16 protein-coding genes are annotated in these 14,900 nt (G+C 39.0%); 4 read left to right on the top strand and 12 right to left on the bottom strand.

Annotated elements, in window-relative coordinates; genetic code table 11:
• The first annotated feature begins 228 nt into the window (after positions 1-228).
• Positions 229-450 carry a hypothetical protein gene (locus ABR189_RS30025; RefSeq protein ID WP_001251694.1) on the top strand — a complete coding sequence of 74 codons (222 nt, stop codon included), beginning with the start codon at positions 229-231 and terminating at the stop codon, positions 448-450.
• Positions 451-744: 294 nt separating this feature from the next.
• Here the strand turns inward: ABR189_RS30025 and ABR189_RS30020 are convergent, their stop codons facing one another.
• Both ABR189_RS30020 and catB (ABR189_RS30015) read right to left on the bottom strand, forming a co-directional pair.
• On the bottom strand, positions 745-1,584 hold the full coding sequence (locus tag ABR189_RS30020) for a phage lytic cycle repressor MrpR family protein (protein WP_185269625.1): 840 nt from the start codon (positions 1,582-1,584) through the stop codon (positions 745-747).
• 236 nt (positions 1,585-1,820) lie between these two features.
• Positions 1,821-2,450, bottom strand: coding sequence for a type B chloramphenicol O-acetyltransferase (catB, locus tag ABR189_RS30015; RefSeq protein WP_010256763.1), 630 nt, complete (start codon positions 2,448-2,450; stop codon positions 1,821-1,823).
• A 343-nt stretch (positions 2,451-2,793) separates the two neighbouring features.
• Between catB (ABR189_RS30015) and tet(X) the strand changes: the two genes are divergently transcribed.
• Entirely contained in the window at positions 2,794-3,960 is a 1,167-nt protein-coding gene (tet(X), locus tag ABR189_RS30010) for a tetracycline-inactivating monooxygenase Tet(X) (protein ID WP_005783159.1), read from the top strand.
• A 211-nt stretch (positions 3,961-4,171) separates the two neighbouring features.
• Here tet(X) and catB (ABR189_RS30005) read toward each other — a convergent pair whose 3' ends face one another.
• Complete coding sequence (gene catB, locus ABR189_RS30005) at positions 4,172-4,801, bottom strand: type B chloramphenicol O-acetyltransferase (protein ID WP_010256763.1); 630 nt, start codon at positions 4,799-4,801, stop codon at positions 4,172-4,174.
• A 358-nt stretch (positions 4,802-5,159) separates the two neighbouring features.
• Between catB (ABR189_RS30005) and ABR189_RS30000 the strand changes: the two genes are divergently transcribed.
• Both ABR189_RS30000 and ABR189_RS29995 read left to right on the top strand, forming a co-directional pair.
• Positions 5,160-6,023 carry an aminoglycoside 6-adenylyltransferase AadS gene (locus tag ABR189_RS30000; RefSeq protein ID WP_003013318.1) on the top strand — a complete coding sequence of 288 codons (864 nt, stop codon included), beginning with the start codon at positions 5,160-5,162 and terminating at the stop codon, positions 6,021-6,023.
• Positions 6,024-6,373: 350 nt separating this feature from the next.
• Complete coding sequence (locus tag ABR189_RS29995; RefSeq protein ID WP_126731997.1) at positions 6,374-7,228, top strand: hypothetical protein; 855 nt, start codon at positions 6,374-6,376, stop codon at positions 7,226-7,228.
• Between the two features lie 148 nt (positions 7,229-7,376).
• On the opposite strand, the gene ABR189_RS29990 is transcribed toward ABR189_RS29995, so the two are convergent.
• The 9 genes from ABR189_RS29990 to ABR189_RS29950 form a co-directional block, all read right to left on the bottom strand.
• Complete coding sequence (locus ABR189_RS29990) at positions 7,377-8,051, bottom strand: hypothetical protein (RefSeq protein WP_003013290.1); 675 nt, start codon at positions 8,049-8,051, stop codon at positions 7,377-7,379.
• A 4-nt stretch (positions 8,052-8,055) separates the two neighbouring features.
• Positions 8,056-8,967 (bottom strand): relaxase/mobilization nuclease domain-containing protein, encoded by a 912-nt coding sequence (locus ABR189_RS29985; protein WP_150452507.1) that lies wholly within the window; start codon positions 8,965-8,967, stop codon positions 8,056-8,058.
• Positions 8,948-9,310 (bottom strand): plasmid mobilization protein, encoded by a 363-nt coding sequence (locus ABR189_RS29980; protein WP_150452508.1) that lies wholly within the window; start codon positions 9,308-9,310, stop codon positions 8,948-8,950. The genes ABR189_RS29985 and ABR189_RS29980 overlap by 20 nt, the downstream gene beginning before the upstream one ends.
• Positions 9,311-9,380: 70 nt before the next feature.
• On the bottom strand, positions 9,381-10,334 hold the full coding sequence (locus tag ABR189_RS29975; protein WP_185269624.1) for a DUF8464 domain-containing protein: 954 nt from the start codon (positions 10,332-10,334) through the stop codon (positions 9,381-9,383).
• Between the two features lie 72 nt (positions 10,335-10,406).
• Positions 10,407-11,369 carry an AAA family ATPase gene (locus ABR189_RS29970; protein WP_223883479.1) on the bottom strand — a complete coding sequence of 321 codons (963 nt, stop codon included), beginning with the start codon at positions 11,367-11,369 and terminating at the stop codon, positions 10,407-10,409.
• An 83-nt stretch (positions 11,370-11,452) separates the two neighbouring features.
• Positions 11,453-11,752 carry a helix-turn-helix domain-containing protein gene (locus ABR189_RS29965; RefSeq protein WP_150452510.1) on the bottom strand — a complete coding sequence of 100 codons (300 nt, stop codon included), beginning with the start codon at positions 11,750-11,752 and terminating at the stop codon, positions 11,453-11,455.
• 166 nt (positions 11,753-11,918) lie between these two features.
• Positions 11,919-12,821, bottom strand: coding sequence for a hypothetical protein (locus ABR189_RS29960; RefSeq protein WP_150452511.1), 903 nt, complete (start codon positions 12,819-12,821; stop codon positions 11,919-11,921).
• 4 nt (positions 12,822-12,825) lie between these two features.
• The gene (locus ABR189_RS29955; protein ID WP_150452512.1) at positions 12,826-14,157 is read right to left on the bottom strand and encodes a site-specific integrase; all 1,332 of its coding nucleotides are present in this window, start codon (positions 14,155-14,157) and stop codon (positions 12,826-12,828) included.
• Between the two features lie 280 nt (positions 14,158-14,437).
• A partial coding sequence (locus tag ABR189_RS29950; RefSeq protein WP_435575345.1) for a hypothetical protein occupies positions 14,438-14,900 on the bottom strand: 463 nt, incomplete at its 5' end.

Here is a 14,900-nt window from a genome sequence, read left to right as displayed (position 1 = left end):
ATACAGACACGCTTGATATGTTTGGAGATCAGCCATGACAGATCCACTCAAAGCCCTTTTCGGCAAGCCTGATTACTCCCATATCGTAAGGGACACCACGGCCACTATCAGCATCACAGCCGCTGAAATGGCCGCTGTTTTGGAGGCTTACGACAGGGGTATAGACACGCTGGACGGCACCACCAGAACGGCGCTGGATTCCGTTATATCGAAACTCAAGGACGAGGTATGGCCATGAGCATGTATTACATCAAGACAGGTCTGGAGTACTGGAAACCCAAGGGCTACGGGTACACCAAGAGCCGCGAGGAGGCGGGGGTTTTCACCCTCAAGGACATGGAAGAATTGAACCTCGATGGCTGCACCCTGGAACGCGCCGAAGTGGCGTTCCTGGACGAGGACGGCCCCAGTCCCGACCTACCCCACCGCGTCACCCTGCCCCGCGATTGAGCGGGGCGCTGGAGGGTTTCAAAGGGGCACCCTTTGGCACGGGATATGTGTCAAAAACGGAGTTTTTGTAAACATATCCGACGTGCCTGTAAATCCGCGCGATTACTGCCACCCCGACAAAAGCCACTGATAATCAGTGGCTTTTTCTTTTTTCGGGCACATTTCGGACAAATTATATCTGAATATTGATTATTCAATAACCTAAGCAAAGTTAAGCTAGAAGAATAACCCTTCTTAAAGAATGATTGGAACATAATGCTTGTTTCTATAGAGCGTGAAAAGTTCATCTTATTCTTATAAAAAATCAAGAGGGCTAGGAGTCTTTTGCTTGTCTATGTCAGTGATATGAGTGTAGATCATAGTCGTTTTTATATTTTCATGACCCAATAACTCTTTTACAATTCGGATATCGATACCTGATTGGATTAAATGTGTGGCATAAGAATGTCGCAATGTATGTACAGAGCCTTCCGACTGAACATTTGCTTTGATCAATGCTTTTTTCAGAATCAACTGTACACTTCGTTCGCTATACTTGCCACCCCTCTCACCTTCGAAGAGGTACTCCTTTGGCTTGAATGCTTGATAATAATGTCTCAAAGTCGCCAGCAATTTGTCTGGTAATGATACAATCCGATCTTTATTACCTTTGCTTTGATGGATTCTGATAATTCCATCGGAAGATTTTATGTCTTTGATTTTGAGATTCAACAGTTCGCTAAGACGTAGTCCACAACTATAGATTGTCATCAGAATAGCCTTGTGTTTTAGATTTTGAGTGTTATCGAGAATATTTCTTACTTCTTCTTTTGAAAAGAATTTAGGTAATTTAGAAAATGATCGTTTCGGGTATAAGTAATACAGTTGGATTTTTTTGTCCAATATCAGTTCGTACATCTTCTTGATTGCGCCCACTAATCCTTTTTGATAGGAAACACTAATTTTCCCATTTTGAACTTTTTCGTTTATAAACGCCTCAATATCTGACAGTGGAATTTCTTCAAGGGAGGGATATTTGCTAACATGTTTAAGAAATATACTAGCGTAATCCTTGTACGATCTAATGGTATTGCCAGCATATCTCTGCATCAGCAATCTCTTTTCGAAGGTTTCAAGTATGATTTCGCTATTCATATCAGGGAAATAGTATTTTATAATATTTTGTTTCGCTATTTGTGCGGTTTTATTTTTTAAATACAAATATATCAATATCTTATGTAGAAAGAAAAGTCAAATAACGAAACACGTATATAGGGTTGGTTAAGCGAAATTTTCCGTATATTCGTTTCGTTAAAACAGATGTTATGTGTAATTTTAGCCGCAAACGCAGTTAAAACAAAAAGGCTCCGAATTTCGGAACCTTCTTTTTATCATTTCATTTTTCTAAAAAACTTGTACAACAAATCGATTTTATTTGAACAAAGAATTGGCATTGCTTCAAAAAGGGTTTCTTCATCCCATTCCCACCATTTCATTTCCTGCAATTTTTGGATGTCATCATCACTAAATCTCTTTTTTATCAATTTGGCTGGATTTCCCCCTACAATTGAATAAGGTTCAACATCTTTTGTAACCAAAGCACGACTGCCAATAACAGCTCCATCTCCTATCTGAACTCCTGGCATTATCATAGCTTCACTACCAATCCAAACATCATTCCCAACAACTGTATCTCCTGCTTTTTGAAATCCATCTTGGCTTTTACTGAAAACATCAAATTCAGACATATAAAAAAATGGAAAACTGGAAATCCAATCATATTTATGACCTTGATTACCTGCCATTATGAAACTTGCACCGCTCCCTATTGAACAATAAGAACCGATAATTAGTTTATCGACATCATTCCTGTCCGGAAACAGATAACGAGCACAATCGTCAAATGAATGACCGTGATAATAACCAGAATAATAAGAATATTTACCCGAAATTATATTGGGATTAGTTATGTGGTCTTTGATTATTTTTCCTTTAAAAGGACTTTCGAAGTAATTTTTCATTATTTAACATATTTAATTTACAATAAGAGACAATAAGGAAACGAAGAATAATACTAAACTATTCTCTTCCTATACGTTGCGTAAAGTAAATTTGCTAATCTGATAATTTCATCTGACAAAGATACTAAAAAACTACACATAACATCGCATTGGCAAAATGGCGGGTTAAGTTCAAAATTCAACTTTTGTGCTTTTTATTCCGCCGAATGTGTCCCACATTCAGCTTTTTTTTAATAATTTAGCTTCTGTGGAAACACATCGGCTACGTCACTGCTAAATTGAACTTTCGGTTCAATTTATCCGCCACTTCGCCAATGCGTTTCCCGTTATGGGCCATTTTTGAATGACAATGCGAATAGATACAGACAAACAAATGAATTTACTTAGTGATAAGAACGTTGCAATAATTGGTGGTGGACCCGTTGGACTGACTATGGCAAAATTATTACAGCAAAACGGCATAGACGTTTCAGTTTACGAAAGAGACAACGACCGAGAGGCAAGAATTTTTGGTGGAACCCTTGACCTACACAAAGGTTCAGGTCAGGAAGCAATGAAAAAAGCGGGATTGTTACAAACTTATTATGACTTAGCCTTACCAATGGGTGTAAATATTGCTGATAAAAAAGGCAATATTTTATCCACAAAAAATGTAAAGCCCGAAAATCGATTTGACAATCCTGAAATAAACAGAAATGACTTAAGGGCTATCTTGTTGAATAGTTTAGAAAACGACACGGTTATTTGGGATAGAAAACTTGTTATGCTTGAACCTGGTAAGAAGAAGTGGACACTAACTTTTGAGAATAAACCGAGTGAAACAGCAGATTTGGTTATTCTTGCCAATGGCGGGATGTCCAAGGTAAGAAAATTTGTTACCGACACGGAAGTTGAAGAAACAGGTACTTTCAATATACAAGCCGATATTCATCAACCAGAGATAAACTGTCCTGGATTTTTTCAGCTATGCAATGGAAACCGGCTAATGGCATCTCACCAAGGTAATTTATTATTTGCTAACCCCAATAATAATGGTGCATTGCATTTTGGAATAAGTTTTAAAACACCTGATGAATGGAAAAACCAAACGCAGGTAGATTTTCAAAACAGAAATAGTGTCGTTGATTTTCTTCTGAAAGAATTTTCCGATTGGGACGAACGCTACAAAGAATTGATTCATACGACGTTGTCATTTGTAGGATTGGCTACACGGATATTTCCTTTAGAAAAGCCTTGGAAAAGCAAGCGCCCATTACCCATAACAATGATTGGGGATGCCGCACATTTGATGCCGCCTTTTGCAGGGCAGGGAGTAAATAGTGGGTTGGTGGATGCCTTGATATTGTCTGATAATCTAGCCGATGGAAAATTTAATAGCATTGAAGAGGCTGTTAAAAATTATGAACAGCAAATGTTTATCTATGGCAAAGAAGCACAAGAAGAATCAACTCAAAACGAAATTGAAATGTTTAAACCCGACTTTACGTTTCAGCAATTGTTAAATGTATAAAATGGAATAAAACGGCACATAACAAACAAATTGGCAATAGAGCCGGTGAAGTACTTCTATTGAACTTTTGTGCAATGTTGAAGATTAGTAATTCTATTCAACATTTGTGCTAAAAGTCGGCTCCATCGCCAATTTGCCAGCCGTTATGTGTAATTTTAGCCGCAAACGCAGTTAAAACAAAAAGGCTCCGAATTTCGGAACCTTCTTTTTATCATTTCATTTTTCTAAAAAACTTGTACAACAAATCGATTTTATTTGAACAAAGAATTGGCATTGCTTCAAAAAGGGTTTCTTCATCCCATTCCCACCATTTCATTTCCTGCAATTTTTGGATGTCATCATCACTAAATCTCTTTTTTATCAATTTGGCTGGATTTCCCCCTACAATTGAATAAGGTTCAACATCTTTTGTAACCAAAGCACGACTGCCAATAACAGCTCCATCTCCTATCTGAACTCCTGGCATTATCATAGCTTCACTACCAATCCAAACATCATTCCCAACAACTGTATCTCCTGCTTTTTGAAATCCATCTTGGCTTTTACTGAAAACATCAAATTCAGACATATAAAAAAATGGAAAACTGGAAATCCAATCATATTTATGACCTTGATTACCTGCCATTATGAAACTTGCACCGCTCCCTATTGAACAATAAGAACCGATAATTAGTTTATCGACATCATTCCTGTCCGGAAACAGATAACGAGCACAATCGTCAAATGAATGACCGTGATAATAACCAGAATAATAAGAATATTTACCCGAAATTATATTGGGATTAGTTATGTGGTCTTTGATTATTTTTCCTTTAAAAGGACTTTCGAAGTAATTTTTCATTATTTAACATATTTAATTTACAATAAGAGACAATAAGGAAACGAAGAATAATACTAAACTATTCTCTTCCTATACGTTGCGTAAAGTAAATTTGCTAATCTGATAATTTCATCTGACAAAGATACTAAAAAACTACACATAACATCGCATTGGCAAAATGGCGGGTTAAGTTCAAAATTCAACTTTTGTGCTTTTTATTCCGCCGAATGTGTCCCACATTCAGCTTTTTTTTAATAATTTAGCTTCTGTGGAAACACATCGGCTACGTCACTGCTAAATTGAACTTTCGGTTCAATTTATCCGCCACTTCGCCAATGCGTTTCCCGTTGTACGACATAGTAAAACCGAACCAAACAAAATGAAAGTCAGAGAAGAAAAGTTAAGAACAATTATAGAATGGTCGGAGAAAAACGAAGATGTAAGAGTTCTTCTTCTGACAAGTTCACTTGTAAATCCTTTAGCACTTGTTGACGAATTTAGTGATTTAGACATTGAATTTGTTTTTGAGGATAATACAAATTACATTTCAGACAAAAGCTGGACGCTTAAATTCGGAAATCCAATTGCTATGATTGAAGAAGACGAAAGTTGTTTTAACCATAAACACGCAATGAAAATGCTACTTTATGAAGACGGTGTGAAAGTAGATTTTAAACTTTACAGCAAATCAAAATTTATAAAGGAAACGCAAGAGAAAGAATTACCAGAAGATTGGGATATTGGTTATAAAATTTTAATTGATAAAGATGGTATTACAAAGCAAATGCTGAAACCAACTTATCAAATTTCCATTATCAAAAAACCGTCTGAAAAAGAGTTTCAAAATCTAATAAACGATTTTTGGTGGGACACAACTTACGTGGCAAAGTGTCTTGTGAGAGATGAAATATTCTATGCGAAATTTATGTCGGAAACCGTTATTCGCACAGAATATTTAATTCCTTTAATTGAATGGCACATTGCAAGTGAACACAATTGGAACATAACGACCAATAAATATGGACGACTTTTCAAAAAGTATCTTAACCAGGAAATGTGGGCTAAAACAGAACAAACATTTTCAGGGAGCGATATAAAGGAAAATTGGACTGCTCTATTTTCAATGACTGATTTAGTTTCAGAAATAGGAACTGAATTGTCAAAAAAATTAGAGTACAAATACCCGGATAAATTAGAAAATGACATACGAAAATATTTAGCTGGACTAAAACCCAAAACATAACTACGTCGTACAACATCGTATTGGCAATAGGCGGGCTGAACGGCTTCGTATCAACGGAAGTGCAAAATTCAACTTCTGTTCTTCGATTAAAGTTCAGTGCTAAAAATCCCGCCCATCGCCAATACGCGGCACGTTGTTAGCAATCCGCTGCGCTCCTTGCTAACAATGGCTCGGCGACTTACGTCGCTTGCCGTAAGCCGCCGCTTCGCGGACTGCTTACAACAAGCGACTTGGCTAAATAGCTCCGCTTTTGTATCTTCGATACAGCTTCGCTACTTCGCCAATTCGCCGAGCCATTGTTGGTGGCAAGCAATGGGCGACCGTTTCACCGACAGAAAAACTGACAAAAGATGAGTGCAATTACAAAATTCATAGACGGCTACTTGACAAAATCAGGCAGAGCAGACATTGACCCTGTTGAAGCTAATGATTTGCTTGCGAAAGCAGGAATTTTGAAAGACAGCAAAGACAGACCAGGCAAACCGCTTCGGGACTTGTTGCGTAAAGGACAACTACCACACGCTTTTCAAGCAGGTGGTAAAGGTTCAAGTTGGACAATTCCACATTCAAGCAAAGGAAAAAATGCTATTTCAAATTATTCGTCCACTAATCAACAGACAAAAAAAGTAGCAACTGTTAAGCCGACAAAAGCAACAGAAACGACAACCGATATTTCGCAACTAAAAAAACAACTTGAAAAAGCACGTCAAAAATACAAACCCGAAACAGTAAAGTATTTGCTTGTTGCAGAAGCACCGCCAGACAGTTTGGAACGTTTTTTCTACTACGACGATGTTCGCCAACACGACTATTTATTTTTGGGTGTAGCAGAAGCACTTTATCCAAAACTTAAAGAACAATTTCTTTTAAGTGGACGAAGTAGTGAAATAAAAAACACAATTTTGCAGACACTTCAACAAGACAGTTTTTACTTGCTTGACTTGTCTGAATTACCACTTTCGCTTCTTGACACGGACTTGCAATCACAACTTCCGAGTTTGGTTGACAAAATAAATTCTGTTGCGGACGACAACACTCAAATTATTTTAATCAAGGCAAATGTTTACGACATTGCTTTTTATTACTTAAAGCAAAAATTCAAAAACGTAATTGACCAAAGAATTACATTTCCAGGACAAGGCGGACAACGGAAATTTCAAGACGAGTTTAAACAAGCATTAAAAAAAGTTCATTATTTTGACTAAACTTGACAACAAAATTTGCCAGCCACCAACATCGTATTGGCAATAGGCGGGCGAACGGCTTCGTATCAACGGAAGTGCTAAATTCAACATTTGTGCTTCGTATCAACTTTGGTGCTAAAAATCCCGCCCATCGCCAATACGCGGCTCGTTATTCAGGACTGTTTAAGTTTTTGATCTCCTGACGTTTTTGGTCTATACTGTTTAATAGTTTATTTTCTTCCTCTCTTTTAATCACCAAATTATGGAATTTCTTAGGGTTAAGAGAATGAGTAGAATCGATATGCGATGTTACATGCGGTAGCTCCAATTCTATCATTCGGTAACGCATTTCATACGATTTTCTATCGTCTAATTGTTTGTTCTTCTCGTATAGAACACCGAGACCTAGCGAAATAATGGTAGATAATGCTATCATAACAATGATCAGAGGTGTTGATTTGAGATCAATGCCGTAATGATGTTTTACAATGACCTGATCAGGAATTTCAGCTATCTTTGAAACAATGTCTTTTTCTTTGATTGTTAATACAGCTAATTCCTGTCTAGTTATTGTGGAGATTTCATTAGCTACATCCTGAAGTGTCCCATAATCGTTAATGATCTTAGATAGTACATCGTTTTCTCTTTTAATAAATTGCTTGATCTGTTGTAGTAGTTCCTGATCCTTTGCTCGCATTTCATGAAATTCCTGCATTTTCTTTTCATTTTCAGAAAGTAGGGAGACAATTGTAGGCATTATTCGTACAATATCCTGCGTGATCAAGTCTGTGTTTTCCTGCAATGCGCTTACCTGTTGCTGTATATTTTCTAATTCTGTGTTCATGGTATTAACGTTTTAGTCCGTAATTCTCTTTCTTTTTTCTTTTCTTGATCAACGGATCATCTTGCTCTGGTGTAATTTCGGGGTTCGAAAATAAAGCTGATGTTATGTGACCAAGTGTTTCTCCGATATTTCTGTCTATAGAATGATCCTTCGAAACATAGCTTCCAGAAATTTGATTTAGTTCAATAGAATTATCTATGCTATTTAAAGCCTTGTCGATCTGTCCGAAGCTCAATGAGCGGTCTATGGCAGAACCCCGAAATGTCTGTTCATCTTTGATGAACGAAATACCTTGAACCTCATCCGACCCCAATCTATATTTAAACTGCATTTCCACACCTCTGTAACGGATATAATTTTGTAGTTCCTTCCAGTTTTTACTGTGTCGTATGCCTGCCTTGACGGTGTCGTAAATTTGGTATTTCGTTAGATCATTACCTTTCAGTCTACCTCTGTTGACATTTCGTTTTCCTTCGGACTGCTTAAAGCCATATAATGCATTTAATTCTTTACAAGCTTTAAAGCTCTTATACCGCTGATTGCTATTGGAGATAGTTTTGCCATGATCGTTTACCCGATTAAAAATAATATGGATATGATCATGTTGGCGGTCGTGGTGGCGCACCATTAAGCATTGGGTATCCCTAATATCTAATTTTGATAAATAACGCTTAGCTGCGGATAGCATGATGTCATTATTCAGCTTGTTTTTATCTTCTGTATTCCACGAAAGAATAATGTGTCCGACTGCCTTGCCCAATCTTGGATTCAGCATCCGCTGAAAATTAAAGTCCTGTGTGATGGTCTTTGCCGAATCCGTCCGTAATCCATTTACATGGATAATCTCACTATCTTTTTTCAGGGCGTATCCAACGCATCCGCCGAAAGATCGGCCCTCAATTATCTTCGCTATCATGGTGCAGTAGTTTATTGATACAATGGTCAATGTGATGGATCGTATTTTTGCATTCCTGTGCCACCTCAATCAGTCCAGACTGGTGTGCTTTTTTAGTTAGCTGATTTAGATTGTTCGAAGCCCCAGTAATCGCCCTAAAAGCTTTCAATTGTTCTTCGGTAAACCTAGGTGTAATTTTTCGTAGGATCGCAGATTTGCGTACCCATTCCGATTTGCTCATACCTGCAATTTTTGCATTATGCAAAACTCTGTTATGTTCGCTTTCATCGAAACGGACATTGATCCTGAACTGTTTTTTATTTTCGAGTGCGGGTCTTCCGCCTTTTTTCTTGTTATTTTTCATCTTGTTTCTTTTTAGCTGTGACCATCGGGAGCCAATCGGTTTTGGGGTCACCAAAACACAACCTTGCTTCCTACCTATTCGATAGCTTTCTTCCAGATTGGGTGCTATGAATTTGTTCTTTGTGTGATCTGAATATCAGGTAGTCATTGACATCCTTGATCCTGTTGTCTTGCCTCTGCAATTCTTCCATTCCATTTTTTACGGCATGCGTTTTCTCAAAATGGGTTCGCAAACTGTGGTAAGATTTTAAGCCACTGCTATCTGTGTCCAGATAGCTTGTTATTCTGTTATGTCGCTCTAAGAATGGATATGCTTTTTGCAGATTGGCTGTCGTATTCAGGATACAGAAGTTCGTATTTAGATACGGCTTACCTGCATTCTTTTTTAACGTCATAAAGGACAGCAGATCTGTGAAGCCCTCAAACACAACAACATCTTTGCTACCGTTACCGATCGTAGTGATCCCCTTTGTCAATAGGGAGCGTTTGTCATAGCTGTTGCGCAGTTCGTATCCACCTGCATCATTCTTAAAACAGACGGCAAAGTACGTCTGTCCATTTGCCGTCCTGTAATAGATTTCCTGACAGTATGCGCTGGCAATTTCAATATCTATTTTGCGTACATCGGTCAGATAGTCGATCAGCGCTTTGTTTGTAAGTGGTTTTACGGATAGTATGGTGTACGTCCGATTATTTTCCTGTTGCACAATCGGTACTTTATCCAATACGGTCTGCTGGTGAAAAGAAAGGATATTTTTTCTTTCATCAGCCCAATCCAATACTGTTGATAGGTTGTCCGTGTCCAAAAACTTCATCAGGAAGTCAATGTTGTTACCTCCCAAACCATCCGAATGCGAATACCAGATATTTCTGTGTATATCCACCTTTGTCGAAGCGGTTCTTTCGTTCCCTCCATTGAACGGATTTCTAAGCCATGCTTCACGGCTGTTCATTCTGGCACACGGAATCTGCAGGTAATTTAATATGGATATGAGCGGTATGCGCTTAAGTTCATCACATGTCATAATCGTAATCTTTTAAGTCGGTTTAGTTTAGTCTATTACTATATAGGGTCGGACTAAACTAAACCTGTTTTTTTAGTAATAGAATTCAGGATTAAACCGGTAGGTCTTATCGTTCTTGATGACTATCCGTTTGTTTTCCAGAAATGTCTTCAGCTGTTTGGCTTTATTGATGCCGAAATTGAAGCCTTTTGCTAGATAAGCGTCCTTTAATCTTCGGACAAAGTCATCATAACTGCAGGTTATTTCACTATCGTTAAACATTTCCTGTAACACTTCCCGATGGTTCTCTTTGGAAAGCTCCTGATAGTCGAACCCTTTTCTCGATGCAGTGCCTGACAGGTCAAAGTTCTCGTCCAGTACGGGCAAACCATCATCTATATAAAAGGTAAATGGCTCAAACTCGATATCCCTGATGAACTTTGGAGCCACGGTGCTGTAGTTTGCATCCAGATCGCTTTTGGTGACCTGTAAGATGGATTCTGCCTTATTGTTCAATTCAGTCCCCAAATGGCCTCTTGTGTTGTCATCACCCTTGTTTAAGTGTAGTACGGTATGGATATGGATATTAAGTTCCTGTGACCATTTCATCAGCTTGCCGGTAATTTCAGTCGCTTCCGTTGCATTATTGATGTCGTAAACAAGATCCCTGATCCCGTCTATTATCACTAGACCTATCCTGCCCGCATATTTGGACAGGGCATATTCGATGATACTAATGCGCTCTTTGGTGGGGTATTCCCTCAAGGATATGAATTTTAGGTTTTCATGGACTTCCGTTGTCGGGTAATTTATGAGCTTGTAGACCCTTGAAAGTAACCTGTGGCAATGGAACTTGCTCTGCTCTGTATCGCAGTACAGCACCAATGGACGGTTTATGGGAACTTTGACCTTGTATTGTAATATCTGTTTTCCGCTCAATGCAGCAGCCACCAATGAAATCACATTGAATGTTTTCCTGCTCTTCGCCTTTCCCGTGGATGCGCTGAAATTCCCTAATGTACCGATAACGGAATCGGAATTGCTGATTGTTATCATGATAGGGGGTTCTAAAAATTCATCTGTTATTTTTACTATAGCCCTGTCTAGTGCCGTGGCTGTGTCCTGGTTAAACGAGATCATTATTTACCTCCTTTGTTCCGGTTGTAGCCGGCCATTGAAGCCACTACCTCCTGTTTTTTGAAATAGATCCGCTTTCCCATACGCATGTAGGGGATATGTCCCTGCTTCATCCACTCGGTCAGGCTGACGAGTGAAATGTCAAGTTCGTCCGCCATTTCCTTTTTGGTCAATAGTTTTTCGGAAGATCTGTTCTCGGTGTTGTCCGATGTGTGCTTCACATCTGAAATAAAAAGGTGAAGTTCTTCCCTTACAGCATCCTTGATGCAGTCCCTAAGGGCTTTTTGGTCAAATTGAATCATACTTTGCTCATGTTTACACGTTTAATGATTCGAAGTCGTGGCCACTTTCTTCGAGTGAATTAACATGGGCAAAGTTGGGAAGTATAGAGATAAAAAATCCCCATATCGTTAAACGTCATGGGGGTTTTGAGGGAGTAAAATTAGTTTAAAGTATCATGGAGCTACTTTATGTGTAATCTCGATTGGATTCCTTGATATGGAAATACTTTTCTCTGTTGTGTGATTTAAGCAGTGATATTCCACTTTTTCCTAGAAAATAATCTCTGACAGAATTCCAATTTATTTCTCGATTATTATCCTTAGGAATATTGTTGTCTCCATATTCAAAGTAATTGGAAAGTAGTGATGCCCATGTGTCTGGGCTTCCTTGTAAATAATTTCTTTTGGTCGAAGGGTTTTCTAAATCTTTCATTTGAAGCAAAAGATCTAGCAAGGGTTTGTGATCACCGCTAACAATCTGAACCTTCGTCATTGGTGCTATTGCTTTGTGCTTCTTCTTTTGTTCATTCAATTCAGAGATTTTATCGGCCAGTTCGGATTGTAAACGATCTCTTTGTTCAATGATATTTTTATACTCAATGAAAAACTTGTCCGAACCAACTTCATCAAATAGGAGTTTGGAAAGAACGGTCTTTGTGTCGTTTATGTTTTGCCAATTCATGATTTCCTGCACGTAAGAAACGGATTTTTTAATCCGATCCTCATTTGTTAAGGTTACTTCCCATTTGTCAACCTGTTTTAAGGCTTCTCTAAATTTGGATAGCCTGTATATTCTTGTTTTGGTTATCGTTTTGTAATAATGCAATGTCTCTCTTGATTTAATGTCCTGGTCAACGTACTCGATAACCTTTGTAAGAAATGTTTGCTCATTGCCAAGAGGGTTGTTTTCAAAATAGTATTGTAGGTGGTAACGGTAAAAGGGTAGGTATTCGTTCTCTTTCAGGCTGAAAATACACATCACTAAATAACCTGGGGTATGGAAACGCTCTACTTTCAGAAATCCACCTAAATCAAATTTGTTTTTTCGAAGTTTCCAAGCTTTTCTCAACTTAAAAAAAATTTCTTCCATAGTTTTAAAATTTATTGAGTGCATCGATTAACGAATCTGTGCTTGCCGATTCGTATTTCATTAAAGTCCGTATGTCAGAATGTGCCGTCAGTTTTTGTACAAGCGTGATCGGTACGTTTCTGCTCAATAGGTTCGTTACCATTGATCTTCTGCCGACATGGCTGGTTAGAAAATCGTACTTCCTTTTTTCTATCACCAGCTTCTGCTTGCCCGAATACCGTGTTATCTTGATGGTCTCGTCCAGTCCTGCGAGTTTTCCTACCGTTTTTACGTATTCATTGAACTTCTGGTTGGATATCTTGGGTACGCTGTAACCGATACGTTCCAAGATATCTTTTGCAGGGGCTATATACCCCTCAAAAGGTACGATTACCCTTTTCTTGACCTTTACCGAAATAAAGTCCCAAGCATTGTTTTTTATATCCTTTGGATCGAAGTTGATCAGATCCTCAAATCTTTGCCCTGTGTAGCACAATAGACAGAACAGATCCCGTACTCTTTCCAGACTGGGTCTGTCCGAAAGATCATGGTTCATCAGTTTTTCTATTTCGGATTCGGACAGGGCAATGATCTCATTGTAGGCTTTCTTCTTAAAGTTTGTTTTTTGCGTTTTGAAAACGTCGGGATGCACCAGATAATCATTGTCGTTGCACCACTTTAGGAATACCTTCAACGTGGATATGTATTTGTGTATGGTGTCATTTAGCAAACCTTCCTTTTCTTCATCGTTCGTATTCCTCTTCTTGCTCAGGAACACTTCGAACTGATCGAGAAATTTGCTGTCCAGTTCCCTAAGGACAAGATTTATACCTTTCTGTTTTTCAAAGTCTTCCAGACCTTTGAATACCGTCCTGTATTCTTTTAGTGTGCCGTCTTTGACAAAATTGGATTTATAGGACAGGAACTGTGTTTTTAGGTGGGAAATGGATATTTCGTTGCTTACCGCATTGTCCCTGTCGATACAGCCCTGTATGATCTGTTTATAATCTTCTTTGGATAGAAACTGGTTTTTGTCTTTTTTGCCCATCGCTTCCCGGATGCAGAGGTTGGCAAGGTTGTTCAGTTCGACATTGAATTCCAACGCTCCGCTGGCACTTGGTTTAAGCCTTTCCTTTTCAAAATCCCAACTTTTGGGTAAAATCTTATAGTTTGTCCTGTATTTTATCCTACAGGATTTATCCGGTGAAAAGAATAGATACAGCGCAGTGAGCGATGGATTCCAGAACTTCTGTGCAAGGTTTTTCTTTTTTCCTCCAACCTTGGCCAGTTCCAGTTTGACCTTTTCAGGTGCAATATCAGGGTTATAGGGCTTGTCTAAATAAAAATTTACTTTCATATTTTTCGGACATATTTCGGACAAAAATGCTTAATATTACCATATTTCACCTTTGTAAGGTTAGGTAAAGATAGGTAATAATATTTGTAAATACCTAATAATCAGGTTTAAATAAGGAAAGTAAAAATAGGGTATGATAACGGTTCGAATCCTGCCAGCCCTTACACCCCGGTTGCTTAGGGTTGGTTGAAAGTGGTTTAGGGTTGGTTGAAAGTGGTTTAATGTTGGTTAAACAATGGTTTAAGGTTGTTCAAGGTTGGTTAAAGTTGGTTGAAAAGGGTTAACGGCCCCTGCTGCGGTCGCTGCGCTCCCGTTCCCGCTTGGCCTTGAATCGCTCTTTGATCTGCTGGGCGCGCTCCTGCTTCTCCTGCTCGTTCTCCTGCCGCAATTTCACCGCCTGCCGGATCAGTCCCGCTACCTGATCCTTGGATAGCCCCTTAAACGGCTCCTGAAGGGCCTGTAAGCGTTTTTGCTGCTGGGCTAGGGTTTCCCTTAGCTCCTTGGCTCTTCGCTCGTTCTGGGCGCTTACAGCGGCTTTCTCGGCCATCGGCTGCACAGACCCCATTATTTTGGCGTTCAACCTTTGCGCCACCCCTTCGACCGTCTCCACGGCTCCGAACACCTTCTCGGCCAGTGACACCCCCTTGACCTTCTGGGGTTTCAGCTCGTCAGGCGTCAGGTGTGGCACGTCTCGGCCTGCCTGCTGGATCGCCCCATAGTGGGTTTTAACTCGCTGGTGTGTG

The sequence above is a fragment of the Chitinophaga sp. H8 genome, assembly GCF_040567655.1.
Classification (GTDB): Bacteria; Bacteroidota; Bacteroidia; order Chitinophagales; family Chitinophagaceae; genus Chitinophaga; species Chitinophaga defluvii.
This window is presented reverse-complemented; position numbering and strand designations above follow the sequence as displayed.